Annotated in this window: 23 protein-coding genes; 18 read left to right on the forward strand and 5 right to left on the reverse strand. The window is 72.5% G+C overall.

Translation table 11 applies throughout. The features are described from left to right. The first annotated feature begins 181 nt into the window (after positions 1 to 181). Positions 182 to 526 carry a YnfA family protein gene (locus tag ABD733_RS03445; protein WP_344793629.1) on the forward strand — a complete coding sequence of 115 codons (345 nt, stop codon included), beginning with the start codon at positions 182 to 184 and terminating at the stop codon, positions 524 to 526. A 124-nt stretch (positions 527 to 650) separates the two neighbouring features. On the opposite strand, the gene ABD733_RS03450 is transcribed toward ABD733_RS03445, so the two are convergent. After that, positions 651 to 866, reverse strand: coding sequence for a hypothetical protein (locus ABD733_RS03450; protein WP_344793630.1), 216 nt, complete (start codon positions 864 to 866; stop codon positions 651 to 653). Between the two features lie 221 nt (positions 867 to 1,087). Next, the gene (locus tag ABD733_RS03455) at positions 1,088 to 1,957 is read right to left on the reverse strand and encodes an EamA family transporter (RefSeq protein ID WP_344793631.1); all 870 of its coding nucleotides are present in this window, start codon (positions 1,955 to 1,957) and stop codon (positions 1,088 to 1,090) included. A gap of 97 nt (positions 1,958 to 2,054) precedes the next feature. Here ABD733_RS03455 and ABD733_RS03460 point away from each other — a divergent pair, with 97 nt between their 5' ends. The 4 genes from ABD733_RS03460 to ABD733_RS03475 all read left to right on the forward strand — a co-directional run bounded on the left by ABD733_RS03460 (position 2,055) and on the right by ABD733_RS03475 (position 6,799). Next, on the forward strand, positions 2,055 to 4,157 hold the full coding sequence (locus tag ABD733_RS03460) for a TPM domain-containing protein (RefSeq protein WP_344793632.1): 2,103 nt from the start codon (positions 2,055 to 2,057) through the stop codon (positions 4,155 to 4,157). A 135-nt stretch (positions 4,158 to 4,292) separates the two neighbouring features. Continuing rightward, positions 4,293 to 5,051: a PspA/IM30 family protein gene (locus ABD733_RS03465; RefSeq protein WP_344793633.1), complete on the forward strand. Its 759-nt coding sequence runs from the start codon at positions 4,293 to 4,295 to the stop codon at positions 5,049 to 5,051. Positions 5,052 to 5,142: 91 nt separating this feature from the next. Beyond that, a complete protein-coding gene (locus tag ABD733_RS03470; RefSeq protein ID WP_344793634.1) occupies positions 5,143 to 5,970 on the forward strand; it encodes an arginase family protein in 828 nt (275 codons plus the stop codon). 10 nt (positions 5,971 to 5,980) lie between these two features. Further along, entirely contained in the window at positions 5,981 to 6,799 is an 819-nt protein-coding gene (locus ABD733_RS03475) for a crotonase/enoyl-CoA hydratase family protein (RefSeq protein WP_344793635.1), read from the forward strand. Between the two features lie 99 nt (positions 6,800 to 6,898). Here the strand turns inward: ABD733_RS03475 and ABD733_RS03480 are convergent, their stop codons facing one another. Further along, positions 6,899 to 7,072 carry a CsbD family protein gene (locus ABD733_RS03480; RefSeq protein ID WP_344793636.1) on the reverse strand — a complete coding sequence of 58 codons (174 nt, stop codon included), beginning with the start codon at positions 7,070 to 7,072 and terminating at the stop codon, positions 6,899 to 6,901. Positions 7,073 to 7,239: 167 nt separating this feature from the next. On the opposite strand from ABD733_RS03480, the gene ABD733_RS03485 reads away from it, so the two are divergent. From ABD733_RS03485 to ABD733_RS03515, 7 genes are all read left to right on the forward strand, one after another. After that, positions 7,240 to 8,640 (forward strand): dihydrolipoyl dehydrogenase family protein, encoded by a 1,401-nt coding sequence (locus ABD733_RS03485; RefSeq protein WP_344793637.1) that lies wholly within the window; start codon positions 7,240 to 7,242, stop codon positions 8,638 to 8,640. Next, complete coding sequence (locus ABD733_RS03490; RefSeq protein ID WP_344793638.1) at positions 8,637 to 8,993, forward strand: Fe-S oxidoreductase; 357 nt, start codon at positions 8,637 to 8,639, stop codon at positions 8,991 to 8,993. Before ABD733_RS03485 ends, ABD733_RS03490 begins: the two co-directional genes overlap by 4 nt. Beyond that, positions 8,990 to 9,817: an SDR family NAD(P)-dependent oxidoreductase gene (locus ABD733_RS03495; RefSeq protein ID WP_344793639.1), complete on the forward strand. Its 828-nt coding sequence runs from the start codon at positions 8,990 to 8,992 to the stop codon at positions 9,815 to 9,817. Before ABD733_RS03490 ends, ABD733_RS03495 begins: the two co-directional genes overlap by 4 nt. Positions 9,818 to 9,896: 79 nt before the next feature. Further along, positions 9,897 to 10,820 carry a siderophore-interacting protein gene (locus ABD733_RS03500; protein ID WP_344793640.1) on the forward strand — a complete coding sequence of 308 codons (924 nt, stop codon included), beginning with the start codon at positions 9,897 to 9,899 and terminating at the stop codon, positions 10,818 to 10,820. Positions 10,821 to 10,839: 19 nt separating this feature from the next. Then, positions 10,840 to 11,898, forward strand: coding sequence for a FecCD family ABC transporter permease (locus tag ABD733_RS03505; RefSeq protein WP_344793641.1), 1,059 nt, complete (start codon positions 10,840 to 10,842; stop codon positions 11,896 to 11,898). After that, a complete protein-coding gene (locus tag ABD733_RS03510; RefSeq protein ID WP_344793642.1) occupies positions 11,895 to 12,992 on the forward strand; it encodes a FecCD family ABC transporter permease in 1,098 nt (365 codons plus the stop codon). The genes ABD733_RS03505 and ABD733_RS03510 overlap by 4 nt, the downstream gene beginning before the upstream one ends. Beyond that, entirely contained in the window at positions 12,992 to 13,789 is a 798-nt protein-coding gene (locus ABD733_RS03515; protein ID WP_344793643.1) for an ABC transporter ATP-binding protein, read from the forward strand. Before ABD733_RS03510 ends, ABD733_RS03515 begins: the two co-directional genes overlap by 1 nt. Positions 13,790 to 13,833: 44 nt before the next feature. Here ABD733_RS03515 and ABD733_RS03520 read toward each other — a convergent pair whose 3' ends face one another. Further along, positions 13,834 to 14,259, reverse strand: a complete 426-nt coding sequence (locus tag ABD733_RS03520) for an SIP domain-containing protein (RefSeq protein WP_344793644.1) — start codon at positions 14,257 to 14,259, stop codon at positions 13,834 to 13,836. A 318-nt stretch (positions 14,260 to 14,577) separates the two neighbouring features. On the opposite strand from ABD733_RS03520, the gene ABD733_RS03525 reads away from it, so the two are divergent. From ABD733_RS03525 to ABD733_RS03545, 5 genes are read left to right on the forward strand one after another with little or no spacing between them, the layout of a single operon-like run. Continuing rightward, the gene (locus tag ABD733_RS03525; RefSeq protein WP_344793645.1) at positions 14,578 to 16,086 is read left to right on the forward strand and encodes an ABC transporter substrate-binding protein; all 1,509 of its coding nucleotides are present in this window, start codon (positions 14,578 to 14,580) and stop codon (positions 16,084 to 16,086) included. Further along, a complete protein-coding gene (locus ABD733_RS03530) occupies positions 16,083 to 17,036 on the forward strand; it encodes an ABC transporter permease (RefSeq protein ID WP_344793646.1) in 954 nt (317 codons plus the stop codon). The genes ABD733_RS03525 and ABD733_RS03530 overlap by 4 nt, the downstream gene beginning before the upstream one ends. After that, on the forward strand, positions 17,033 to 17,929 hold the full coding sequence (locus ABD733_RS03535; protein WP_425552854.1) for an ABC transporter permease: 897 nt from the start codon (positions 17,033 to 17,035) through the stop codon (positions 17,927 to 17,929). Before ABD733_RS03530 ends, ABD733_RS03535 begins: the two co-directional genes overlap by 4 nt. Then, entirely contained in the window at positions 17,926 to 18,705 is a 780-nt protein-coding gene (locus tag ABD733_RS03540) for an ABC transporter ATP-binding protein (protein ID WP_344793647.1), read from the forward strand. The genes ABD733_RS03535 and ABD733_RS03540 overlap by 4 nt, the downstream gene beginning before the upstream one ends. Beyond that, on the forward strand, positions 18,702 to 19,520 hold the full coding sequence (locus tag ABD733_RS03545; RefSeq protein ID WP_344793648.1) for an ABC transporter ATP-binding protein: 819 nt from the start codon (positions 18,702 to 18,704) through the stop codon (positions 19,518 to 19,520). The genes ABD733_RS03540 and ABD733_RS03545 overlap by 4 nt, the downstream gene beginning before the upstream one ends. Positions 19,521 to 19,683: 163 nt before the next feature. On the opposite strand, the gene ABD733_RS03550 is transcribed toward ABD733_RS03545, so the two are convergent. Next, entirely contained in the window at positions 19,684 to 21,105 is a 1,422-nt protein-coding gene (locus ABD733_RS03550; protein WP_344793649.1) for an amidase, read from the reverse strand. 163 nt (positions 21,106 to 21,268) lie between these two features. On the opposite strand from ABD733_RS03550, the gene ABD733_RS03555 reads away from it, so the two are divergent. Further along, on the forward strand, positions 21,269 to 22,513 hold the full coding sequence (locus ABD733_RS03555; protein ID WP_344793650.1) for a hypothetical protein: 1,245 nt from the start codon (positions 21,269 to 21,271) through the stop codon (positions 22,511 to 22,513). The last annotated feature ends 76 nt before the right edge of the window (positions 22,514 to 22,589 follow it).

A 22,589-nucleotide genomic window follows, 5' to 3' on the forward strand; every position in this document is an offset into this window, starting at 1 on the left:
ATCCGCATGAGCCGGGCGGGATCCTGCGGATCTCCGTCCATATGTACGCACGGAGGCTCGGGAGCCCGAATCTCCGTCGATATGGACGGAGGGAGGCCGGGCGCGCGAGGATCTCCGTCCATTTGTACAAGCAGGGGGCGGAAGCGCACGGGGAGGGACGGCAGCAGCCAGAATGAGCAGCATGGGCGCCCTGAGAGTGATCGTGCTGTTCGTGCTGGCAGCCGGAGCCGAGATCGGCGGCTCGTGGCTCATCTGGCAGGCGGTCCGCGAGGGGCGCGCCTGGTGGTGGGCGGGCCTCGGCGTGATGGCCCTCGGCGCCTACGGGTTCATCGCGACGCTGCAGCCCGATGCGAGCTTCGGCAGGATCCTCGCGGCGTACGGAGGCGTGTTCGTCGCGGGCGCACTCGTGTGGGGCGTCGTCGTCGACCGCTTCGAGCCCGACCGGTGGGACGTGATCGGCGCCCTGATCTGCCTCGTGGGCGTGTCCGTGATCATGTTCGCGCCCCACGCGCGACAGCCGGCCTGACGCCGACGCGACAACCGGCCTGACGCCGACGCGACAGCCGGCCTGACGCCGAGCCAGAACCCCCGGGAGAACACGAACGGCCCGACCAGGAGGTCGAGCCGTGCGGGAGCCGAGGCGGTGAGGCTCAGCTGTAGGTGAGAGCGATGACTGCGACGTCGAGGCTGCCGTAGGCGCCCTCGGAGCGGGTCGCGCTGCGAACGCGGCCACGGAGGACCTCGAAGCGGCCGTCCCTCTCTCTCACGAAACCGATGACGCCCGCGGTGGGCGTCGACACGCGGCTGAAGCCGTCGCCGAGCGGCACGACCTCCGCGTGTGATGTGCGCTCCAGAACAGCACCCATGGTGTTCCTCCCTCTGTGTCTCGCCCGAAAGTGACGGGTCTCACCCGCCGGATGCGGGTCACGCCCGCTCGTGACGGACGGGATCGACCGCACCTGACAGGTCGCGGCCCCGGGTCTTCCTCTGTGAAGTCCCTTCGTGAAGAGTACCGGCGGGGAGGGTACAAAGCACCGGCTTGACCCAGAGAAAATCCTGTGCAAGCGCGGATTTCGGGTTACAACGGTCAGTCTCCGGGCGTCACGGGGACAACGACGGCGTCCCGCGAGCGCGAGATGGTGACGCCGACGCTCGCGGCCGTGACCAGCACCAGGGCGATCACCTCGCGGAGGTCGAGCAGCTGGCCGATGACGACGAGCCCGGCCAGCGCGGCGACCGCGGGGCCGAGGCTCGAGAGCACTCCGAAGACGCGGGTCGGCAGACTCCGCAGCGCGATGAGCTCGAGCGCGTACGGGAGCGCCGACGTCAGCACGGCGACGATCGCGAAGACCCCGATCAGCCACGGATCCGCCCGGATCGACGACACCGCGTCCGCAGCGCCGAACGGGGTCACGACGACCGCGGCGACGACGATGGCCACGACCAGGCCGTCGATGCCCGGCGTCTCGCGGCCGACGCGCGAGCTCGCGAGGATGTAGCCCGCCCAGAACGCCGCCGCACCGAAGGCGAGCAGGACTCCCCCGACGGCGACGCCCGTCGTGCTTCCGAGGCCCAGCAGGATCACGCCCGCGAACGCCACGAGCGCCCACAGCAGGTCGCGGAGGCGCCTCGTCTGCACGAGGGCGAGCACCAGCGGGCCGGTGAACTCGAGGGTCACCGCCACCCCCAGCGGGATGCGTGCGACGGCCAGGTAGATGAGCGAGTTCATGCCGGCGAGGGCCAGTCCGAGCACCCCGGCCGCGAGCCACTGGCGGCGGGTCCAGTTGCCCACTCGAGGCCGTACGACGGCCACCAGGATCACGGCGGCGAACACCAGGCGGAGGGTCGCGGCGCCCGTCGGGCCGATCTCGTCGAAGTGCGTCCTGGCGAAGGCGCTGCCGAACTGGACGGAGAAGATCGCCGCGACCGCGAGGAGCGGAGCGGGGACGCGGGGCACCCCTCGATTAACTCACACTCGTGTCATCGCCCCTCGCTAGACTCCCCCGGAACGGAGCGATCAGGTCGTTCCGCGACACAGGACTGGGGACGACCGCTTGGGCACCATCGACACCGTCATCGAGCATCGAGCGGATCGGCCCCGGCTGTCCCGAAGGGCCGCTGCGGCCCGCTCCGGCCGGCGGCCGAGCGCTTTCGCAGCCGCCGTCGCACTGCTGCTGGCGTTCGTCGGCGCGATCCTGCTCGCCCCCTCGACGGCCGCGCACGCCACGGCCCCCGTCGAGCTGAACGGCGCCTACGTCGTCGACAAGGCGGACGTCCTGAGCGGCTCCGACCAGTCGAAGATCGAGGCGGCGGTCAAGAAGACCCAGACCGACACCGGCATCACGCTGCTGGTCGTGTTCGTGCCGAGGTTCACCGACCCGTCCGACCGTGCCCAGTGGGGCTCCGAGATGGCGACCCTCAACAGCCTCGGCCAGAACGACGTCCTGCTCTCGGTCGCCGTCACCGACCGGCTCTACGACGTCCAGAAGTCGACCGCCTCGTCTCTGACCACCGACCAGCTGGCGAGCATCGAGAAGAACGACCTCGTGCCGCAGCTCCGCGACCGGCAGTGGGGCGCTGCCGCCGTCGCCCTCGCCACCGGCATCGACGAGGCCCAGGGCCCCGCCGACCTCAGCTGGATCCCGATCGCCCTGCTCGTGGTGCTCGTCATCGCGGCGATCGTCGTGATCGTCGTGGTGACCCGTCGCCGCCGCTCGCGCAGAGCGCTCGAGGCCGAGCAGGCGGCGAGCCAGGCCGAGCTCGACCGGCGGGCGGGCGCCCTCCTCGTCGGCATCGACGACCAGATCACGCAGGCCACCCAGGAGGTCGACTTCGCCAGCGCGCAGTTCGGCGACGCCGCCGCCGCCCCGTTCGCGCAGGCGGTCGAGTCGGCGAAGGCGAGGGTCAGGCAGGCCTTCGAGCTCCGCCAGCAGCTCGACGACGAGATCCCCGACACGCCCCAGCAGAAGCGGGAGTGGACGGAGCAGATCATCGCGCTCTGCGAGGCGGCACACGGAGACATCGAGGCGCAGTCCGAGGCGTACGACCGGCTTCGCGCGTCCGAGGCGACCGTGGTGGACGACACCGCGAGGCTCCGCGCCGACATCCAGGCGGCCGAGGCCCGATCCGGGCAGTCCACGAGCACGCTCGCCGCTCTGACCTCCACGTACTCCGCCCGGGCCGTCGCCAGCATCTCCGGCAATCCGCAGCAGGTGGCGCAGCTCCTCGAGTTCGCCGGTCAGCGGGCCTCGGACGCCGAGGCGCAGATCCAGGCCGGCAGCAAGGGCGAGGCGGTCGGCTCCGTGCAGCGCGGACGCCAGGCGCTCGTCCAGGTCGGGCAGCTGCTCGACGCGATCGACAAGGCCGGGGCCACCCTCTCGACCGCGCAGGCGAGCATCGACGCCGCGACGGCCGACCTCCGATCCGACATCCAGGCCGCGCAGAAGGTGCCGGCGGGCGCCGTGCCGCAGGGCGCGGACCTCGCCGGAGCCGTCTCCGACGTCCAGGCCGCGCTCGGCTACGCCGAGGCCAACCGGGCCGACCCGCTCAGCGTGCTCGACCGCCTCTCGACGGCGAACACCAGGATCGACACGACCATGGCGACGGTCCGCGACGCCGAGGTCTCGAGGCAGCGCGTCGAGGCCGCCCTCGACCAGGCGCTCCTCGCCGCCCGCGGCCAGATCAGCTCCGCCCGCGACTTCATCGAGACCCGCCGGGGCGCGATCAGCGCCGGGCCGCGCACGCGCCTCTCGGAGGCCGAACGGCACCTCTCGACCGCGGTCTCCCTCGCGACCGCCGACCCGAACCGCGCCGTCGCCGAGGCGCAGCAGGCGGGCGCCATGGCGAACGCGGCCGTGCAGGATGCGGACGCCGAAGTGGGCGCTTACCAGCAGCAGGGCTTCGGCGGCAGCCCGTTCGGCGGCGGGTACGGCGGATACGGTCGCGGCGGCGGGGGCGGGGCGAACCTCGGCGGGATCCTGACCGGCGTCCTCATCGGCGGTCTCCTCAACGGCGGAGGCGGCGGCTTCGGCGGCGGCGGCTGGGGTGGAGGCGGAGGCGACGGCGGCGGCTTCGGAGGGGGCGACTTCGGAGGCGGCGGCGACTTCGGCGGAGGCGGCGGAGGCGGCGGCTTCGACGACAGCGGCGGGCGCTTCTGACCCCGGGGCGAGACCCCGGGGCGAGCCACCGGGGCGAGCCCCCGGCGCCACACCCAGCCACCAGCACCCCACGATCACACACGGCACCCACGCAACCCGACGTCCGGCAGCGGACATCACGAAAGGAAAGCACCGATGGCAAAGCAGTCGATCTTCGGACGCATCGCGCAGCTCACGAAGGCCAACGTCAACAACCTGATCGATCAGGCCGAAGACCCGAAGCTGATGCTCGACCAGCTGGTCCGCGACTACACCAACAGCATCGCCGACGCCCGGAACGCCGTCGCCGAGACCATCGGCAACCTGCGCCTCCTCGAGCAGGACCACGAGGAGGACGTCGCGGCGGCCGCCGACTGGGGCACCAAGGCGCTGGCTGCCAGCCGCAAGGGCGACGAGCTCCGCACCGCGGGCAACGCAGCCGAGGCCGACAAGTTCGACGCGCTCGCCAAGGTCGCGCTCGGCCGCCAGCTGTCGAGCGAGAAGGAGGCCCGCGAGGCCGAGCCGACCATCGCGCAGCAGACGGAGGTCGTCGAGCGGCTGAAGAAGGGCCTGACCGGCATGGAGCAGAAGCTCCAGGATCTCAACGCCAAGCGCAACGAGCTCGTCGCGCGGTCGAAGATGGCGGAGGCCCAGGGCAGGGTCAACGACGCGATCGGCAGCATCAACGTGCTCGACCCCACGAGCGATCTGGGCCGCTTCGAGGACAAGATCCGGCGCGAGGAGGCGAAGGTCATGGGTCAGCAGGAGCTGCAGGCCTCCAGCCTCGACGCGCAGTTCGAGAGCCTCGACGACCTCGACGCCCAGACCGAGGTCGAGGCGCGCCTCGCGCAGCTGAAGCTCGGCGGCGGGGCCGCCCCGGTCGAGCACTGGGAGTCGAAGCCGCTGGGCTCCTGATCCTGCAGCATCCCTCGTCGAGCGCCCGCTCGAGGACTCGCCCCGACCGCCTGCGCGGTCGGGGCGAGCCGTTCGTGGAAGACTCTGCGTCATGAGGTTCGTCGCAGTACCCCAGTGGCAGGGCTCTCCCTCGTCGCGCGCCATGCGCCTGTCCGACGGTGCCGACGCCATCTTCGGCGACCTGCCGGCAAAGGCGAGCACGCTGATCGAGGTGCCGGTCGGCGCGGGCGACGCCCTCGGCACGACCATCCACCGCCTCTCCGCCATCAGCTCCACGGCCGACGCTCTCGCGGCCGAGCTGGCGTCCTCCGACGAGACGGCGCTCGTCGTCGGCGGCGACTGCGGCATCGAGCTCGCTGCCGTGGCCCACGCCTACCGCGACGACACCTGCGTGGTCTGGTTCGACGCGCACCCCGACCTCCACTCCCCCGAGTCGAGCGAGAGCGGTGCGTTCAGCGGGATGATCCTCGGCGCCCTCGTCGGTCGGGCCGACGACGAGCTCCGCGCCGGAGCCGTCACGGTCACGCCGCCCCGCATCCCCACCAGCCGCGTGGTCCTCGCCGGGGCCCGCAGCTTCGACGACGCGGAGGACGCCTTCGTCGAGGAGTCGGGCATCGCCACGGTCAGCGCCTTCGACCTCGACCCGCAGGACGTCGTCGACGCGGTCGCCGCGACCGGCGCGACCTCCGTCTACATCCACGTCGACCTCGACGTCCTCGATCCCTCCAGCTTCGACGGCCTGCTCGACCCGCAGCCGTTCGGCCTGGAGCCGGCCACCCTCGTGGCGACCATCCAGGCGCTCCGCGAGCGGTTCGAGCTCACCGGCGCCGGCATCTGCTCGTTCGCGCCGGCGACCGCCGAGGCGGCGGCCGACGACCTGGGCACGATCCTGCGCATCGTCGGCGCCCTCGCCCGCTAGCCTTCGAGGCATGAGCCCCCGTACCGCCCCCCAGGACCTCGACGACTCCCGCCCGCGCGTCTCGGTGGAGCGCGACGGTCACGTGCTGATCATCGGTCTCGACCGCGAGGAGAAGCGGAACGCGGCCGACCTCCGCATGCTGAACGAGCTCGCCCTGGCCTACGGCCTGCTCGAGAGCGACCCCGACCTCTGGGTGGGCCTCCTGCACGCGAAGGGCGAGCACTTCACCGCGGGCCTCGACCTCGCGGACGTGGCGAAGGCGGTCACGCCGGAGGGCCTCGACATCGTCCCCGAGGGCGGCATGAACCCGTGGCAGGTCGACGGCGCGCAGCTGTCGAAGCCGGTCGTCATGGCCGTCCAGGGCACCTGCCTCACCCTCGGTGTCGAGCTGGCGCTCGTGAGCGACATCGTCATCTCGGCGAAGACCAGCCGCTTCGGCCAGATGGAGGTGCGACGAGGCATCCTGCCGTTCGGCGGCGCGACGACGAGGTTCCCGGCGCGCGTCGGCTGGGGCAACGCGATGCGGTGGATGCTGACCGGCGAGACCTTCGACGCCAAGGAGGCGCTCAGGATCGGACTCGTGCAGGAGGTCGTCTTCAACGACCAGGTCTACAACCGCGCCTACGACCTCGCCCACCGGATCGCAGCCCAGGCGCCGCTGGCGGTGCAGGCGACTCTCGCGAACGCGCGCCTGGCCGTCCGGGACGGAGAGGCGGCAGCCGAGAAGAGGCTCCAGCCGGAGCTCGTCCGACTGATGCAGACCGACGACGCCGGCCTCGGCATGAAGTCGTTCCAGGCCCGCGGCGAGGCGGAGTTCACCGGCCGCTGACGCCGCCCGACCGGACTGCCGCAGACAGGACGATGGCCCGCGCAGGCAGAGCGAAGGCCCGCCACCTCGAGGGTGACGGGCCGGACGCTGCAACGGGTGTCAGGACTTGAAGACGTCCTTGACGTTCTCGCCCGCCTTCTTGGCGGATGCCTCGGCCTGGTCGCCGTGACCCTCTGCTTCGAGGTTCTCGTTGTCCGTGGCCTTGCCGGCTGCCTCTTTGGCCTTGCCGGCCGCATCCTGAGCAGCGTTCTGGATCTTGTCGCCGATACCCATACGAGCCTCCTTCTTTCGAGTTCGCGTCGCGGTTGCGCCGTCACGCAGCACCCTACGCGCCGTCCCGGGCCCCCTCCCAGGTTCCACCGAGGGAGATCGCGAGACTCCCGCCCCCGGATTCGCTGTGGCTGGGAACACCCGGGGGTGCCGGACGCTACCTTCAGATCATGACGACTTATGACCTGATCGTGATCGGTGCCGGAGCTGTCGGCGAGAACGTGGCCGACTACGCGACCCGCGGGGGCCTGAAGGTCGCCCTCGTCGAAGCCGAGCTCGTCGGCGGGGAGTGCTCCTACTGGGCCTGCATGCCGTCGAAGGCGCTCCTCATGAGCTCGACCGCCCTGAACGCGGCCCGCGCGGTCGGCGGGGCGCGGGAGGCCGTGACCGGCGAGCTCGACGTGCAGGCGGTGCTGAACCGCCGCGACTCCTTCACGAGCAACTGGGACGACTCGTCGCAGGCCGAGTGGGTCGCCGGCGCCGGGATCGACCTGATCCGCGGGCACGCCACCATCACCGGCGTCCGCGAGGTGACCGTCGACGGGCAGGTCCTGACCGCCACGCACGCGGTCGCCGCCGTCACCGGGTCGACCGCCCTGCTGCCCGACGTCCCGGGCCTCCGCGACGCCCGCCCCTGGACGAGCCGCGACGCGACGAGCGCCAAGGTGATCCCGCAGAGCCTGATGATCGTCGGCGGCGGCGTGGTCGCCGCCGAGATGGCGACGGCGTACCAGCAGCTCGGCGCGAAGGTCACCCTCGCTGCCCGCAGCGGACTCCTCGGCGGGCAGGAGCCCTTCGCCGGCGAGTTCGTGCGCGACGCGCTCACCGACCTCGGCGTCGACCTCCGACTGGGCGTCTCGCCGACCGAGGTCGTCCGCACCGAGCACGACCTCGTCGAGACGACCCTCTCCGACGGCACGACCGTCATCACCGACGAGATCCTGGTCGCCACCGGTCGTCTCCCCCGCACGGACGACCTCGGCCTCGAGAACGTCGGCATCGAGCCGGGCGACTGGCTCCACGTCGACGACACGCTGCTCGTGCACGGCACCGACTGGCTGTACGGGGTGGGCGACGTCAACCACCGCGCCCTCCTGACCCACCAGGGCAAGTACCAGGCGAGGGCCGCCGGCGAGGTCATCGCCGCGCGCGCGCTCGGCAAGCCGCTCCAGACGGAGCCCTGGGGCGCCCACGTCGCGACCGCCGACCACGCCGCGGTCCCGCAGGTCACCTTCACCAGCCCCGAGGTCGCCAGCGTCGGCCTCACCGCCGACGCCGCCCAGAAGCAGGGCATCGACGTGCGCGTCGTCGACTACGACCTCGCCGCCCTCGCAGGATCGAGCCTCAAGTCCGACGTCTACAAGGGCCAGGCGCGCATCGTCGTCGACGAGTCGCGGAAGGTCCTCGTCGGCGCCACCTTCGTCGGTCCCGAGGTCTCCGACCTCCTCCACGCGGCGACCATCGCCGTCGTCGGCGAGGTGCCGATCGACCGGCTCTGGCACGCCGTGCCGTCGTACCCGACGGTCAGCGAGATCTGGCTCCGCCTCCTCGACGCGTACGGCCGTCCGTGAAGAACCCCCTCCTCGACTCGCCCGTCTCCCGTGCGGGCTGCGCCGTCGCGACGGCCGTGGGCCTGGCGATCGGCGCACCCCTCAGCACGGGCAGGATCCGGGTGGTCGGCGATCTGATCGTCTGCGCCGGGCTCCCCCGCTGGGCCTTCCGACGCGGCGGCACCTGTGTCGGCCGCGTGTACCTCACCCGCGACAACGACGGCGACGACGTGCTCGAGCACGAGGCCGTCCACGTCGCGCAGTGGAAGAAGCACGGCATGCTCATGCCGCTGCTCTACGCCATCGCGGGCCGCGATGCGCTCACCAATCGATTCGAGATCGAAGCCGGCCTCGAGAAAGGCGGCTACCGATGACCTCGCCGCGCACCATCGTCCTCACCGGAGCATCCAGCGGGATCGGCCGCAAAGCCGCGATCGCCCTCGCCGAGGGCGGCGCCACCGTCGCCGTCGTCGGCCGGAACCCCGACCGCACGCGCGCCGTCGCCGAGCAGATCGGCGGAGTGTGGCACGTCTGCGACTTCGACCGGCTCGACGACGTGCGGAGACTCGCCGACACCCTCCTCGAGCAGCACCCCCGGATCGACGTGCTGGCCAACAACGCCGGCGGTCTCGTCAGCCGGCGGGAGGTGACCGTCGACGGCTACGAGCGCACGGTCCAGTCCAACCACCTCGCGCCGTTCCTCCTGACGCGGCTCCTCCTCCCCCGCCTCCTCGAGAGCTCGGGTCGGGTCGTCTCGACCTCGAGCACCGCCAACCTCATGGGGCAGGTGCGGCTGGACGACCTCAACTGGAGCAAGCGGCTCTGGGTCGGCGGCTGGCGCGCCTACGGCACCAGCAAGCTGCTCACGAACATGTTCATCTCGCAGCTCGCCGCCCGGTCCGACATCGAGGCGTTCGCGTTCCACCCGGGCTTCGTCGCCACGGGCTTCGGCGGCGACTCGGCGTCGATGCGGATGGTGAACATGCTCACGAACGGCAACTACGGCATCTCCGCCGACGCCGGCGCGGTGCCGCTGATCCAGCTCGCCGGTCCCACCACGATCGGCGTGCCGAGCGGCACCTACTTCGACCAGTTGAAGCCGTTCGGGCGTCAGGCGCCGCAGGCTCGCGACACGCTGCTCGCCGAAGCGGTCTGGGACCGCACCTCGCAGCTGGTGGGCCTTCCCGCCGACCTGTAGCGCGCCTCGACCGGGCCGACTCGAGCGGCTGTCTCTCGACGCCGAGGAACCACGAGGTTAGGCATGCCATAGTTAGGGTGTGCTTACTTCGACGAGAACGCCCCTCGCCCCCGGCATCTTCCCCGTGACGGTGTCGCGGATCGACGTGCTCAGCCCGGGCTTCGTCCGCGTCACGTTCGAGGGCTCCGAGCTCGCCCACTTCGGCGACGCCGGGCTCGACCAGCGCCTCAAGGTCGTCCTCCCGCACCCCGACCACGGCCTCGAACGGTTCCCGGTCACGTCCGACTGGTGGTCGGCCTGGCGGCGTCAGAGCAACGCGGAGCGGAACGTCTTCCGCACCTTCACGGCCCGCGCGATCCGACCGCGGGAGCGCGAGGTCGACATCGACTTCGTCGCGCACGGCGACGCCGGGCCGGCGTCGGCCTGGGTGTCGAGCGCCGAGGTGGGCGACGAGCTGATCCTGGTCGGGCCCGACGTCCGGGGCGGCGCTCTGGGCGGCGGGATCGAGTGGAACCCCGCCGGGGCCGCGACCGTGCTCCTGGCGGGCGACGAGACCGCCGTGCCGGCCGTCTCCGCGATCCTGGCCCAGCTCGAGAGCTCTGCCGTGGGCTGCGTCTTCCTCGAGGTGCCGACCCCCGACGACGTCCTCGACGTCATCGCTCCCGAGGGGGTGCACGTGCACTGGCTGCCCCGCTCGACGCGGCAGGCGCCGCACGGCGAGCTGCTGATCGAGGCGGTGCGCGACTGGACCGCCCGCTTCGTGACCGCCGAGCACCACGGCGTGCCGTCCGATCCTGCGAGCCTCGTCGACGTCGACATCGACCACGACATCCTCTGGGAGGTCCCGGAGGGCGGCCGCCTCGCGGGCGAGTTCTACGCCTGGCTGGCCGGAGAGGCCGGGGCGATCAAGACCCTCCGCCGCTTCCTGGTCGGCGACCTCGGCATCGATCGGCAGCAGGTGGCCTTCATGGGCTACTGGCGGCTCGGGAAGGCCGAGAACTGATGGCCGAGAGGCTCGCCGCGTGAGCCGGGCCTCGACGCTCGAGGCGACACCCCGAGCGACCGCGGCCCTCACCCGGCCGAGGGCTTCGCCGGGCGCGGCACGACTGCTCCCGGCCCTCGCCCTCGCGGCGGGCGTCCTCGTCCTCGCCGCTCTGCTGAGCATCGCGGTCGGCGCCCACCCGGTCCCGCTCGGGACGGTCTGGCAGGCTCTCGTCCACCCCGGCAGCAGCTACGACGACACGGTCGTGCAGTCGAGGATCCCGCGGACGGTCCTCGGCCTGCTCTGCGGGGCAGCACTCGCTGTCGCCGGCGTCGTCGTCCAGGGCCTGACCCGCAACCCGCTCGGCGACCCGGGCCTCCTCGGCGTGAACGTCGGCGCCAGCACGGCCATCGTCGTCGGCCTGACCTTCTTCGGCGTCGGCACCGGCAGCGCCCGCGTCTGGCTGGCCGTCCCCGGCGCCCTGCTCGCCGTCGTCGCCGTGCACGCCCTCGGGTCCGGTCGCCGCGGAGCCTCCCCGGTGCGGCTCGTGCTCGCCGGGGCCGTGGTCTCCGCGATCCTGGCCGCCGTCATCCAGGCCGTGACGCTCACCCACCCGGCGACCTTCGCCGACTACCGCTTCTGGGTGGTCGGCAGTCTCGCCGGCCGCGACCCCGGCGTCGTCTCTCAGGTGCTGCCCGTCCTGATCTCCGGCGGCGCGCTCACCCTCCTCCTGCCGGGGGCGCTCAACGCGCTCGCCCTGGGCGACGACACGGCGACGGCGCTCGGCGTCGCGGTCGGCCGGACCAGGATCGTCGGCGCCCTGGCAGCGACACTCCTCTGCGCCGGATCCACCGCAGCGATCGGGCCCATCGCCTTCGTCGGGCTGGCAGTGCCGCACATCGTCCGCGGATTCACGGGCGGCGACCACCGCTGGCTGCTGCCGTTCAGCGCCCTCCTGGGGCCGACGCTCCTCCTCCTGGCCGACGTCGTCGGCCGCGTCGTCGCGAGCCCGCAGGAGCTCTCCGTGGGCGTCGTCACCGCGTTCCTCGGCGCGCCCGTCCTGCTGCTCGCCGTGCGCAGGATGCGGGGCCGCGAGTGACCGCGCGCGTCGCCGCGCCCCCGACCGGCAGCCGCCCGGAGGCCGCGGCTCTGCCTCGGCAGAACCCGGCGATCGTCCTCCGCGCCGGCACCTGGCTGAGCCTGCCCCTCCGGCGTCGCAGCGTCGTCGTCGGCGGACTCCTCGCGCTGGCCGTCCTCGCGCTTTCTGTCGGCACCCTGACCCTGGGGACCCTCGGCATCCCGCTCCTCGACCTGCCCGCGGCCGTGGTCTCCCCCGCTCCGGGCCGGACCGAGTTCGTCCTGAACGTGCTGCGCGGGCCCCGCCTCGTCACCGCCCTCGGGGTCGGTGCAGCTCTGGGAGTCGCCGGCGCCCTCTTCCAGACCGTGACCCGCAACCCGCTCGGCAGCCCCGACGTCATCGGTCTCGGCTCCGGCGCGAGCGCGGGAGCCGCGTTCTTCGGCCTGCTCGTGCCGGGCGTCCTGCCGACCCCGCTCGGAGCCCTGGTCGGCGCGGGTGCCGCGATGGCGCTGGTCTGGCTGGGCACGGGCCGCGGCTTCTCCTCGCCGTCGCGGATGATCCTCGTCGGGATCGGCGTCTCGGCGATGGCCGTCGCGTTCGTGCAGTTCGTGGTCACCCGGGTGAACCAGCAGGAGGCGACCGTGCTGTCCTCCTACATCAACGGCACGCTCGCCGACCGGTCGTGGTCCGACAGCCTGACGATCTGGATCCCCGTCGTGGTCCTGATCCCCTGCGCACTCGCGCTCGAGCGGCGCCTGGCCCTGGTCGAGATGGGCGACGAGCTGGCCGAGTCGCTGGGCGCGCGCGTCTTGGTGACCCGGACCCTCGTCATCCTGGTCGCCATCGGGCTCGGCGCCGCCTCGGTGGCAGCCGCGGGGCCGATCGCCTTCGTGTCTCTGACTGCGCCGCAGATCGCCCGGCGGCTCGCCAGGGCCCCGGGCGCCGGGATGCTCCTGTCGGCGCTCCTCGGCGCAGCCCTCCTCGTCTTCGCCGACCTCCTCGTCCAGCAGTCGCCCTTCGGGGCGCAGCTGCCCGTCGGCCTCCTGACCGCCGTCGTCGGCGGCGTCTACCTCGGCTACCTGCTCGTCACCGAGTGGAAGAAAGGCACCCTCTGATGTCCGGCGCCCCCTCGACCCTGTCCGCCCGAGGCCTGCGACTCGCCTACGACGACCGCGTCGTCGCCGACGACCTCTCGTTCGACGTCCCCGACGGCGAGCTGACCGTCGTGATCGGGCCGAACGCCTGCGGCAAGTCGACCCTCCTGAAGGCGCTCGCCCGGACGCTGAAGCCGCGCGCCGGGACGGTGACGCTCGACGGCCGCCCCCTGCCGTCGTACCACTCGAAGGAGGTGGCGAAGCGCCTCGGAATGCTGCCGCAGAGCCCGATCGCACCGGAGGCCATCAGCGTCCGCGACCTCGTCGGACGAGGCCGGTTCCCGCACCAGGGGCTCTTCCGGCAGTGGTCCGCCGCCGACGAGGAGGCCGTCGCGCAGGCCCTCCTCGCGACCGACATCGTCGATCTCGCAGACCGCGGCGTCGCCGAGCTCTCGGGCGGGCAGCGCCAGCGCGCGTGGATCGCCATGGCCCTCGCCCAGCAGACCGAGCTGCTGCTGCTCGACGAGCCGACGACGTTCCTCGACATCGCGCACCAGTACGAGGTCCTCGAGCTCTGCGCACGGCTCCACCGCGAGGGGCGGACCCTCGTCGTCGTCCTTCACGACCTCAACCAGGCGGCCCGCTACGCCACACACCTCGTCGTGATGAAGGACGGCAGGATCGTCGCCCAGGGCACGGCGGGCGACGTGCTGACGGCGGACCTCGTGTCGGACGTCTTCGGCCTGCCCTGCGAGATCATCGACGACCCCCAGACGCACACGCCGCTCGTGGTGCCGCTGTCGCGCGCCACCGCCTGAGGCCGCGCCTCAGACGGAGGTCGCCTCAGCCGGGAGGCCGCGCCTCAGACGGAGGTCGCCTCGGCGTGGAACAACTCGGCGAGGTCGTGGCGGAGGTCGTACGCGAACGACGCGGCCCCACCGATCCAGAGGACGTAGTCGCTCGTGACGAGCGCCTCGCGGTCGACGAAGAACTCGCCGAGCCAGGCGCGGGCCGCACGCTCGAGGGCGACACCCGGGAGGCAGCGCTCACCGGTGCCGGGCCGACCGGAGCGGCGTGAGCGGTCGAGCCACGTGACGGTCACTCGACCCGGAGCCTCGACAGCGACGATCTCGCTCGGGTCGGCGACCTCGATGAAGACCTGACCCCGAGCGCAGATCGGGAGCACCTCGAGCATCGACCGGATGTCGGAGACGGCCGAGGAGTCGCCGGCGAAGAACACGCGGAGTGCAGAGGGCTGGAGTTCGGGCTCGCGGCTTTCGAGGAACATGATGATTCCAATATAGGTAAGGCTTACCTGAGACGCCAGCGGCTCGGCGAACTCTCGGATTGACTCGGCGCGACTCAGGGACAGGAATACCTCGGGTCCCGTGGTAATTTCTCTCCTGGCCACGGGTTCAGCAGCGACCCGCGGCGGGGGCGGTCCCTCGTTCACAAGCGACGAGCGGTTCCGCAGCGGCCCTGTTCACCAGCGACAGGCTCTCCCAGCATTCCGTGCTCACCGACGACACGGTCTCCTCCGTCCTGCGGTGAGCGCCGACCACGAATCGAGCCTGCCGCAGGGGTCAAGAAAGGTCTGCCCCCGCCCATGCGCCCCGCCCGACTCGTCGCCGCTGCCTCGCTCGCCCTCGTCACCGCCCTGATCGCGGCGGGCTGCAGCTCGTCCGGCACCACGACCACCCAGACCGGCAAGCCCGACACCTCGGCCACGGTCAACGTCGGCCTCGTCCTCGAGCCGACCGACCTCGACATCCGGACGACCGCCGGAATCGCACTCGACCAGGTCCTGATCGACAACGTCTACCAGGGCCTCGTCGGCCGCACCTCGACGAACGACGTCGTCGACGTCCTGGCGTCGAAGCACACGGTCTCGGCCGACGCGCTGACCTACACGTTCACGCTGCACAGCGGCGTCGTGTTCGACGACGGCCACGCCCTCAAGGCCTCCGACGTCGTGTGGTCGCTCGAGCAGGTCAAGAAGACGGCCACGTTCCAGAACTCCGCCGACCTCGCGAACGTCGCCTCGATCACCTCGCCGTCCGCCGACACGGTCGTCATCACGCTGTCGAAGCCCGACTCGAACCTGCTCTGGGCCCTCAGCGGCCGGGCGGGCCTCGTGCTCGAGCAGGCCGCGACCAACGACCTCAAGACCACCGCGAACGGCACCGGGCCCTACCGCCTCGCCAGCTGGAAGCAGGGCGACAACATCCGCCTGACCCGCTTCGACGACTACTGGGGAAGCCGGGCCGAGGTCGCGGGCGTCGTCTTCAAGTACTACACGAGCCCCTCAGCCGGCATCAACGCCGTCATCTCGGGCGATGTCGACGTCCAGACGGCCGTCGACGCGACCCTCCAGTCGCAGCTGACCGGGGTCGACGGCATCTCGCTGAAGCGCGGGAAGACGACCGACAAGTACACGCTCGCCTTCAACGACGCCGAGGCGCCCTTCACCGACATCCGGGTGCGGAAGGCGATCCGCGAGGCGATCGACAACAGGGCGATCATCAAGGCCCTCGGCGGCGCCGGCGTCACGCAGGGCGGACCGATCCCCGCTCTCGACCCCGGCTACGAGAACCTCTCGAGCGTCGACTCCTACGACCCGAGCGATGCGAAGAGGCTGCTGCGCGAGGCCGGCCACGCGAACCTGACCCTGAGCCTCACCTACGCCAACTTCTACCCGGCCTCGATCGGCGACCTCCTCGCCTCGCAGCTCAAGAGGGTCGGCATCACCCTGAAGGTCACGCAGACCGACTTCACGACCTGGCTGAACAACGTCTACGTCGCCCACGACTACCAGCTCAGCATCGTGAACCACGCCGAGTCGCACGACTTCGGCAACTGGGCGAACCCCGACTACTACTTCGGCTACGACAACGAGAAGGTGCAGTCCCTCTACGCGGAGTCCCTCGCCGCCACCGACCCGGCGGTCGTCGACGAGAAGCTGAAGCAGGCGGCCCGGATCGTGGCGGAGGACGCCCCCGCCGACTGGCTGTACACGGCGACCACGCTGACCGCCGTGCACGACGGGATCACCGGTTTCCCGACGTCGTCGACGTCGTCCCGCCTCGACCTGGCGAAGCTGCAGAAGTCGCAGTGACCCGCTTCGTGCTCTCGCGCCTCGTGCTGCTCGTCCTCGGGCTGCTCGTGGCGAGTGCGCTGATCTTCTTCACGCTCCGTCTTCTGACGGGCGACGTGGCGCAGGTCATCGCGGGCACGCAGGGCACGGCCGACCAGGTCGCCGGGATCCGGAAGAGCCTCGGCCTCGACCGGCCGCTCCCGGTGCAGTACGCCGCCTGGCTCGGCGGCCTCCTCCACGGCGACCTCGGCAGGTCGCTCGTGACGGGTTCGTCCGTGTCGTCTCAGCTCGTCCAGAAGCTCTCCGTCACGCTGCCCCTCGCGGGCCTCTCCCTCGTGATCGGGCTCGTCCTCGGCATCCCCCTCGGCGTCGTCTCGGCGCTCCGCCGGCGCAGGATCAGCGGGACCGTCATCTCGGGCGTCGCCCAGGCCTTCGCAGCGGTCCCCGCGGTCTGGGGCGGGATGATCCTGATCGCGGTGTTCGGGGTCGCGATCCGGCTGTTCCCGACGCAGGGCTACCCGAGCGACGGGTGGGCCGACCCCGTGCAGGCGCTGCGGAGCCTGCTGCTGCCGGCCCTGACGATCGGGGTGATCGAGGGGGCCGTGATCCTGCGCTTCACCCGCTCGGCGACGCTCGAGGCGATGTCGCAGGACTACGTGCGGACCGCGGCCGCCAAGGGGATGACCCGCACCCGGGCGGTCGTCACCCACGGGCTCCCCAACGTGCTGCTCAGCGTCGTGTCGGTGCTCGGGGTGCAGCTGGCCGCCCTGCTCGTCGGCGCCGTGCTCGTGGAGCAGCTCTTCGCCCTGCCGGGGGTCGGCAGGATGCTCGTGCAGGACGTCGGGGTCCGCGACCTCACGAAGGTGCAGGGCGAGCTCCTCGCTCTCACCGGGCTGGTGCTGATCCTCGGCTTCGTGGTCGACCTGGTGCACCGGTCCGTCGATCCGCGCCTCCGGGAGCCGGGCGAGTGAGCGCCCTCGCGGGGCGGCCCGCGCGGCGCCGCACCTTGTTCATCGAGCTCCTCCGGAGGCCCGCGGGCGTGGCTGCTGCCGCCTGGATCGCCCTCCTCCTCGTCTCGGCCGTCGTGTCGAGCTTCTGGACTCCCGTCGACCCGTTCGCGACCGACCCGTACAGCGCCTGGAAGACGCCGTCGCTCCAGCACCTCTTCGGCACCGACAGCATCGGCCGCGACATCTTCAGCTACGTCTTCGCCGCCACCCGCACGACGATGATCGTCGCCGTGCTCGCAGGCGTGCTGGCGTCGGTGGTCGGGATCGCCCTGGCGGCGCTCGGCTCCCTCACGACGCGGTGGGTGCGCGAGTCGACGGCCGTTCTGATCGACATCCTGATCGCCTTCCCGACGATCCTCATCGCGATGCTGCTGGCCTCGATCGTCGGCGGGTCGCTCGGCGTGGTCGTCACGGCCGTCGGCATCGGCTACGGCGTGAACATCGCGCGGGTGTCGAGGGGCGAGATCCGCAGGATCGGCCGCACCGACTACGTCCTGGCGGCGCGCGCTTCCGGCGTCGGCCCGGCGGGGGTCCTCCTCCGGCACCTGCTGCCGAACGTCGCGCCGACGTTCGTCGTCCAGCTGTCGCTCGCGATGGCGACGTCGATCCTCGCCGAGGCCGGCCTGTCGTACCTCGGCTTCGGGGCGTCCGCGTCGACGACCTCGTGGGGACGACTCCTGAACGACCTGCAGGTCTACATCGCGATCCACCCCGGCAGCGTCGTCTGGCCGGGGCTCGCGATCACGCTCACCGTCCTGGCCTTCAACCTGCTCGGCGACGCGCTCCGCGACGCCTCCGACCCGCGGCTGCGGTCCTCGCGCCTCGCCCGCCTGACGACGGAGGAGACCCGATGAGCCTCGACGTGACAGGCCTCGCCGTCGAGATCGGCGGCCGCCGGGTGGTCGACGACCTCTCGTTCCGCGTCGGCGACGGCGCCCGCCTCGGCCTGATCGGCGAGTCGGGCTCCGGCAAGTCGCTGACAGTGCTCTCGGCGATCGGACTCGCCCCCGAGGAGGCCGTCGTGACCGGCAGCGTCCTGCTCGACGGCCGAGAGCTGATCGGGCTCCCCGAGCGCGAGCTCGCCCGCGTCCGCGGCTCGCAGATCGGCACGGTGTTCCAGGATCCCCTCTCCGCTCTGAACCCGCTGCACACGGTGGGTCGTCAGATCGCCGAGCCGCTCCGCCTCCACGAGCGCCTGCCGAAGCGCGAGGCCCGCCTCCGCGCGGTGGAGGCCGCGCGCGAGGTCGGGCTGCCGGACCCCGAGACCGTCGTCGACCTCTACCCGCACCAGCTCTCCGGCGGTCAGCGGCAGCGCGTCGGCATCGCCATCGCGCTCATCGCGAGACCGGCGCTCATCCTGGCCGACGAGCCCACCACCGCCCTCGACGTGACCACCCAGGAGGAGATCCTCGCGCTGTTCCGGCGCCTGGTCGACGAGCGCGGGGCGAGCCTCGTGTTCGTGACCCACGACCTGGCGGTCCTGGCGCAGGTCACCGACGAGGTGGTCGTGCTCTCGGAGGGCCGGGCCGTGGAGCGGGGCCGGGTGGCGACGATCCTGCACGCCCCGGAGCACCCCGTGACGCGCGGGCTCGTCGAGGCGGCCCGAGCGACCACCTGGAGCGCCTCGTGACCGGGCCCGCGCTCCTCGAGGCGCACGGTGTCGGCCGCGACTTCGTGCTGCCCCGGCGCACGCTCTTCACCCCCGGCGTCGTGCGGCGCGGGGTCGTCGACGCCTCGCTCGCGGTCGGGGCGTCGGAGAGCGTCGGCCTGATCGGCGAATCGGGGTCGGGCAAGTCGACGCTGGTGCGGATCCTGCTCGCGCTCGACCGCGCCACGACCGGCTCCGTGACGTTCGACGGCCGTCCCGTCGCCCCCGGCCGCGCCCGCGATCTGCGCTGGCTGCGGCGCGACACCGGGATCGTGCTGCAGGATCCCTACTCCTCGCTCGACCCCCGGATGCGCGTGCTCGACATCGTTGCCGAACCCCTCCGGGCGCTCGACGTGCCCGGCGACCACCGGGCCCTCGTCACCGCGATGCTCGACCGCGTCGGGCTCCCGACCGGCTCCGCCGCCGGGGTCCTCGACCGGTACCCGCACGAGTTCAGCGGCGGTCAGCGGCAGCGGATCGCCATCGCCCGCGCGCTCGTGCACTCGCCGCGGCTGCTCGTCGGCGACGAGCCGCTGAGTGCTCTTGATGTGACGGTCCGGGCGCAGATCCTGGAGCTCCTGGCGTCGCTCCGGCGCGAGCGCGGCCTCGCCCTCCTGATCGTGTCGCACGACCTGGGACTCGTGAACCACCTGTCGGACCGCGTCGCCGTCATGCACCAGGGGCGGATCGTCGAGCAGGGCACCACCCACGACGTGCTGCGGTCGCCGCAGGAGGACTACACGCGGCGGCTCATCGCCGCGGTGCCGACTCTCGACGTGGCGCCGCCGCCGGCGTAGGGCTGCTCTGCTCGCGGCTGCGGTTTCGACGTGCTGGTCTGGTCGCGGCACCGGTCGCGGCGTGCTGTAGTGCTGCGGCGCTCCGCACGCGCATTCCGGCCCGGGACACGCTTCGTCCGGCGTGACTCGGGCCGGAATGCGCGTCGCGACCGAGCCGCGGCCCCTACCAGCCCGGCGGGTGCCGCCGCTGCCACCGGATGCGGCGCTCGAGCTGGGCCCCGATCGAGAGCAGGACGTCCTCGCGGCCCGGGCGGCCGATCAGCTGTACGCCGACGGGGAGGCCCTCATGCTCGTGGACGGGCAGCGAGATCGCCGGGAGCCCGGCGACATTGACGAACGACGTGAACGGCGCGTAGAGGCACTGTTGCTCGAAGTTCCGCTCCGCGTCGGCGGCGTCGTACCAGCCGATCGGCCGCGGCGGGAGAGCCAGGGTCGGCGTCAGGACGGCGTCGAACGGGTCGAAGGCCTCGATCACGGAGGCCTCGAAGGCCGTGAGACCGGCCAGGGCCTCCCCCAGATCGCGGGCGGAGAGGGCACGGCCGCGCTCGACGAGCCAGCGCGTGATCGGCTCGAGGAGCTCGAGGTCGGCGCCCTCCGCGGGGATCGACGCGGCGCCCGCCTTCCAGAGGACGGTGAACCAGCGGCCGTAGTCGGAGGCGGGGAGCGTCGCGTCGTCGATCTCGTGGCCGACCGCTCCGAGGTGCTCGATCGTCAGCCGGAGCGCCTTGTCGACGGACGGGTCGATGCGCACGTCGTAGGTGTCGTCCCACGGCGAGCTCGTGGTCACGCCGATCCTGAACCGGCCCTCGCCTCGGACGGCCGACCCGAGGAACGAGCCCTCCGGGTTCTCGGGCGCCCGGAGCGCGTAGCGGTGGTGCGGCGGCAGGCCGTCGGGCGAGACGAGGGCGTCGAGGAGCATCCCCGCGTCGGCGACGGTGCGGGCCAGCGGTCCGCCGACGGCCAGTCCGCCGAGACTGGTCAGGCCCGACTGCGACGGCACGCGGCCGCGCGAGGGCTTGAGGCCGACGAGGCCGGTGGCGGCGGCCGGGATGCGGATCGAGCCGCCGCCGTCCGATCCGGGAGCGAACGGCAGGAGCCCCGCCGCCACCGCCGCCGCCGCTCCCCCGCTGGAGCCTCCGGGACCGAGCGAGAGGTCGTAGGGGTTGCGGGTCGGCGGGCCCACGAGCGTCTCGGTGTACGAGGTGAGGCCGAACTCCGGTGTCGCCGTCTTGCCGAGGCTGATGGCGCCGGCGGTGTCGACGGCGTCGACGACGGCAGACGAGGAGGCGGGGACGCGCCCGCGGGAGAGCCGCGATCCTGCGCCCGTCGGGACGCCCCGACGATCGGTGAGGTCTTTGTCGGCCAGCGGCAGGCCCCAGAGCGGTGCGGGGCTGCGGCCCGCGGCTGCGAGCTCGTCGGCGCGAGCGCGGGCGGCGTCGGCCGTGACCGTGACGAACGAGCCGAGCGCAGGATCGAGACGCCCCACCCTCTCGAGGTAGTGGTCGACCAGCTCGCGCGGCGTGACCTCTCCCCGCCGGAGCCAGTCGTACTGCTCCTGCGCCGTCAGATGGTGGAGTTCGAACATCGCGCCGAGCCTATCGCCCGGGCTCGGGGTACATCTCGGGCCATTCGGCCGGTTTGTGTTGCCGGGAGGTAGACCGAGGCGTACAGTCTCGTCATCGGGCGGCAAACCACCGCCCCTCGAGGTCTTACCAGCTTCGACGCACACGACACGCTGAGGTGACGCCGTGGATCAGACGGCCGCCGTGCCCCGCACGGCCGAGAACCCGCACCGGGCACGCGCACTCGCGCGCCGCCTGCTGCTCGCGGGTCTCGTGTCCGGCGGATTCGTGGTGCTCGGGGTGACCCTGGGGTCGCAGTCGGCGTCCGCGGCCACCGGGCCGGTGTCGTCGGTGTCGTCGGTCGCCGCTCACGTGTCGTCGGCCGCTCCCGCGGCTTCTGCACCTGCCGCATCGGCGCCTGCCGCCTCGGCGCCTACCGCTTCCGCGCCGGCCGCCTCCGGCTCCCGCCTGACCGGCTCCGTCTCGAAGATCGTCACGCGTGTCACCGCGCCGGTGCAGCACGTCACGACCCCCGTCGCGAAGAGCGTCGGATCGACCGCGACAGGTGCTCTCGGCGCTGCGACCAGGGCCACCGCCCCTGTCGCGCCCGTCCACCACGTGGTCGCGCAGGCGGCCCCCGTCGTGACGAAGACCCTCGACACGGTTGCCGCAACCCCCGTCCAGCACGTCGTGGCGCCGGTCGCCTCGACCGTCGACCACGTGGTCGCGAGCGTGCCCGTGGTCAGCGCCGTGACGGGCTCGAAGCCCGTCAGCACGGTCACCGCACCCGTCGCCTCGGCCGTCGACCAGACCGTCGGGGCCGTCGCCGAGGGGGCCGCATCGCCGTCCCTGCCCGGCGGCCCTGTCGTGATCGTGCCGCCCGTCGTGGTCCCGCCGGTGGTCGTCGGGCCGATCGGCGTCGGGCCGATCGACCTGCCCGGCACCAGCCCCGTCTCCGGCGGCACGACACCGAGCGACCCTGTTGCGGGCGGCCCGGGAGTCGACGCCGGTGCGCTCGGCGGGGCCGACAACGGCCCGGCCGCGGCAGTCGAGGGCCTCGACGCGGAGGGCGTGAGCGCCCTGGCGGCGGGCACCAGCATCCTGGTCTCGTCCGGTTCTGACTCGGCCGTCTTCGGCCTCGGGGTCTCCCGCGCCGCCTCGTCGGCCGGCGCCGGATCGACGGCCGCACCCTCGTCGCCGGCCGGTCCGGCGATGCCGTTCTCGCCGGAGAAGGGCTCGCTCCCCGCGGCCCCCTCGAGTTCGGCGCAGTCCGGTTCGGCTGCCGGCTCCGGCTCGGCTGGCGGGGCATCCGCCGCCCTCGCCGGCGACTCGCTCTTCTGGGCCTCCGCTCTCCGCGGTGCCGCCCTGCACGACGTCGACGCGGCCGCTCTGGCCGCGCCCGCCTACGACTCCGACTCGACGCCCGACTGACCGGGCCGCCGCTCCCCTCGACCCCCGTCGAGAGGTGAGCGGACAGGCCCCTCGGCTGCTCCGGCGGCCCGGCGGA

This window comes from Frondihabitans peucedani (assembly GCF_039537585.1).
GTDB lineage: Bacteria > Actinomycetota > Actinomycetes > Actinomycetales > Microbacteriaceae > Frondihabitans > Frondihabitans peucedani.

What these genes read in the sequence shown, in the direction of transcription:
- ABD733_RS03445 (WP_344793629.1), top strand. Translation starts at nt 182, where the DNA reads ATGGGCGCCCTGAGAGTGATCGTGCTGTTCGTGCTGGCAGCCGGAGCC.
- ABD733_RS03450 (WP_344793630.1), bottom strand. Translation starts at nt 866, where the DNA reads ATGGGTGCTGTTCTGGAGCGCACATCACACGCGGAGGTCGTGCCGCTC.
- ABD733_RS03465 (WP_344793633.1), top strand. Translation starts at nt 4,293, where the DNA reads ATGGCAAAGCAGTCGATCTTCGGACGCATCGCGCAGCTCACGAAGGCC.
- ABD733_RS03470 (WP_344793634.1), top strand. Translation starts at nt 5,143, where the DNA reads ATGAGGTTCGTCGCAGTACCCCAGTGGCAGGGCTCTCCCTCGTCGCGC.
- ABD733_RS03475 (WP_344793635.1), top strand. Translation starts at nt 5,981, where the DNA reads ATGAGCCCCCGTACCGCCCCCCAGGACCTCGACGACTCCCGCCCGCGC.
- ABD733_RS03480 (WP_344793636.1), bottom strand. Translation starts at nt 7,072, where the DNA reads ATGGGTATCGGCGACAAGATCCAGAACGCTGCTCAGGATGCGGCCGGC.
- ABD733_RS03485 (WP_344793637.1), top strand. Translation starts at nt 7,240, where the DNA reads ATGACGACTTATGACCTGATCGTGATCGGTGCCGGAGCTGTCGGCGAG.
- ABD733_RS03495 (WP_344793639.1), top strand. Translation starts at nt 8,990, where the DNA reads ATGACCTCGCCGCGCACCATCGTCCTCACCGGAGCATCCAGCGGGATC.
- ABD733_RS03515 (WP_344793643.1), top strand. Translation starts at nt 12,992, where the DNA reads ATGTCCGGCGCCCCCTCGACCCTGTCCGCCCGAGGCCTGCGACTCGCC.
- ABD733_RS03520 (WP_344793644.1), bottom strand. Translation starts at nt 14,259, where the DNA reads ATGTTCCTCGAAAGCCGCGAGCCCGAACTCCAGCCCTCTGCACTCCGC.
- ABD733_RS03525 (WP_344793645.1), top strand. Translation starts at nt 14,578, where the DNA reads ATGCGCCCCGCCCGACTCGTCGCCGCTGCCTCGCTCGCCCTCGTCACC.
- ABD733_RS03540 (WP_344793647.1), top strand. Translation starts at nt 17,926, where the DNA reads ATGAGCCTCGACGTGACAGGCCTCGCCGTCGAGATCGGCGGCCGCCGG.
- ABD733_RS03550 (WP_344793649.1), bottom strand. Translation starts at nt 21,105, where the DNA reads ATGTTCGAACTCCACCATCTGACGGCGCAGGAGCAGTACGACTGGCTC.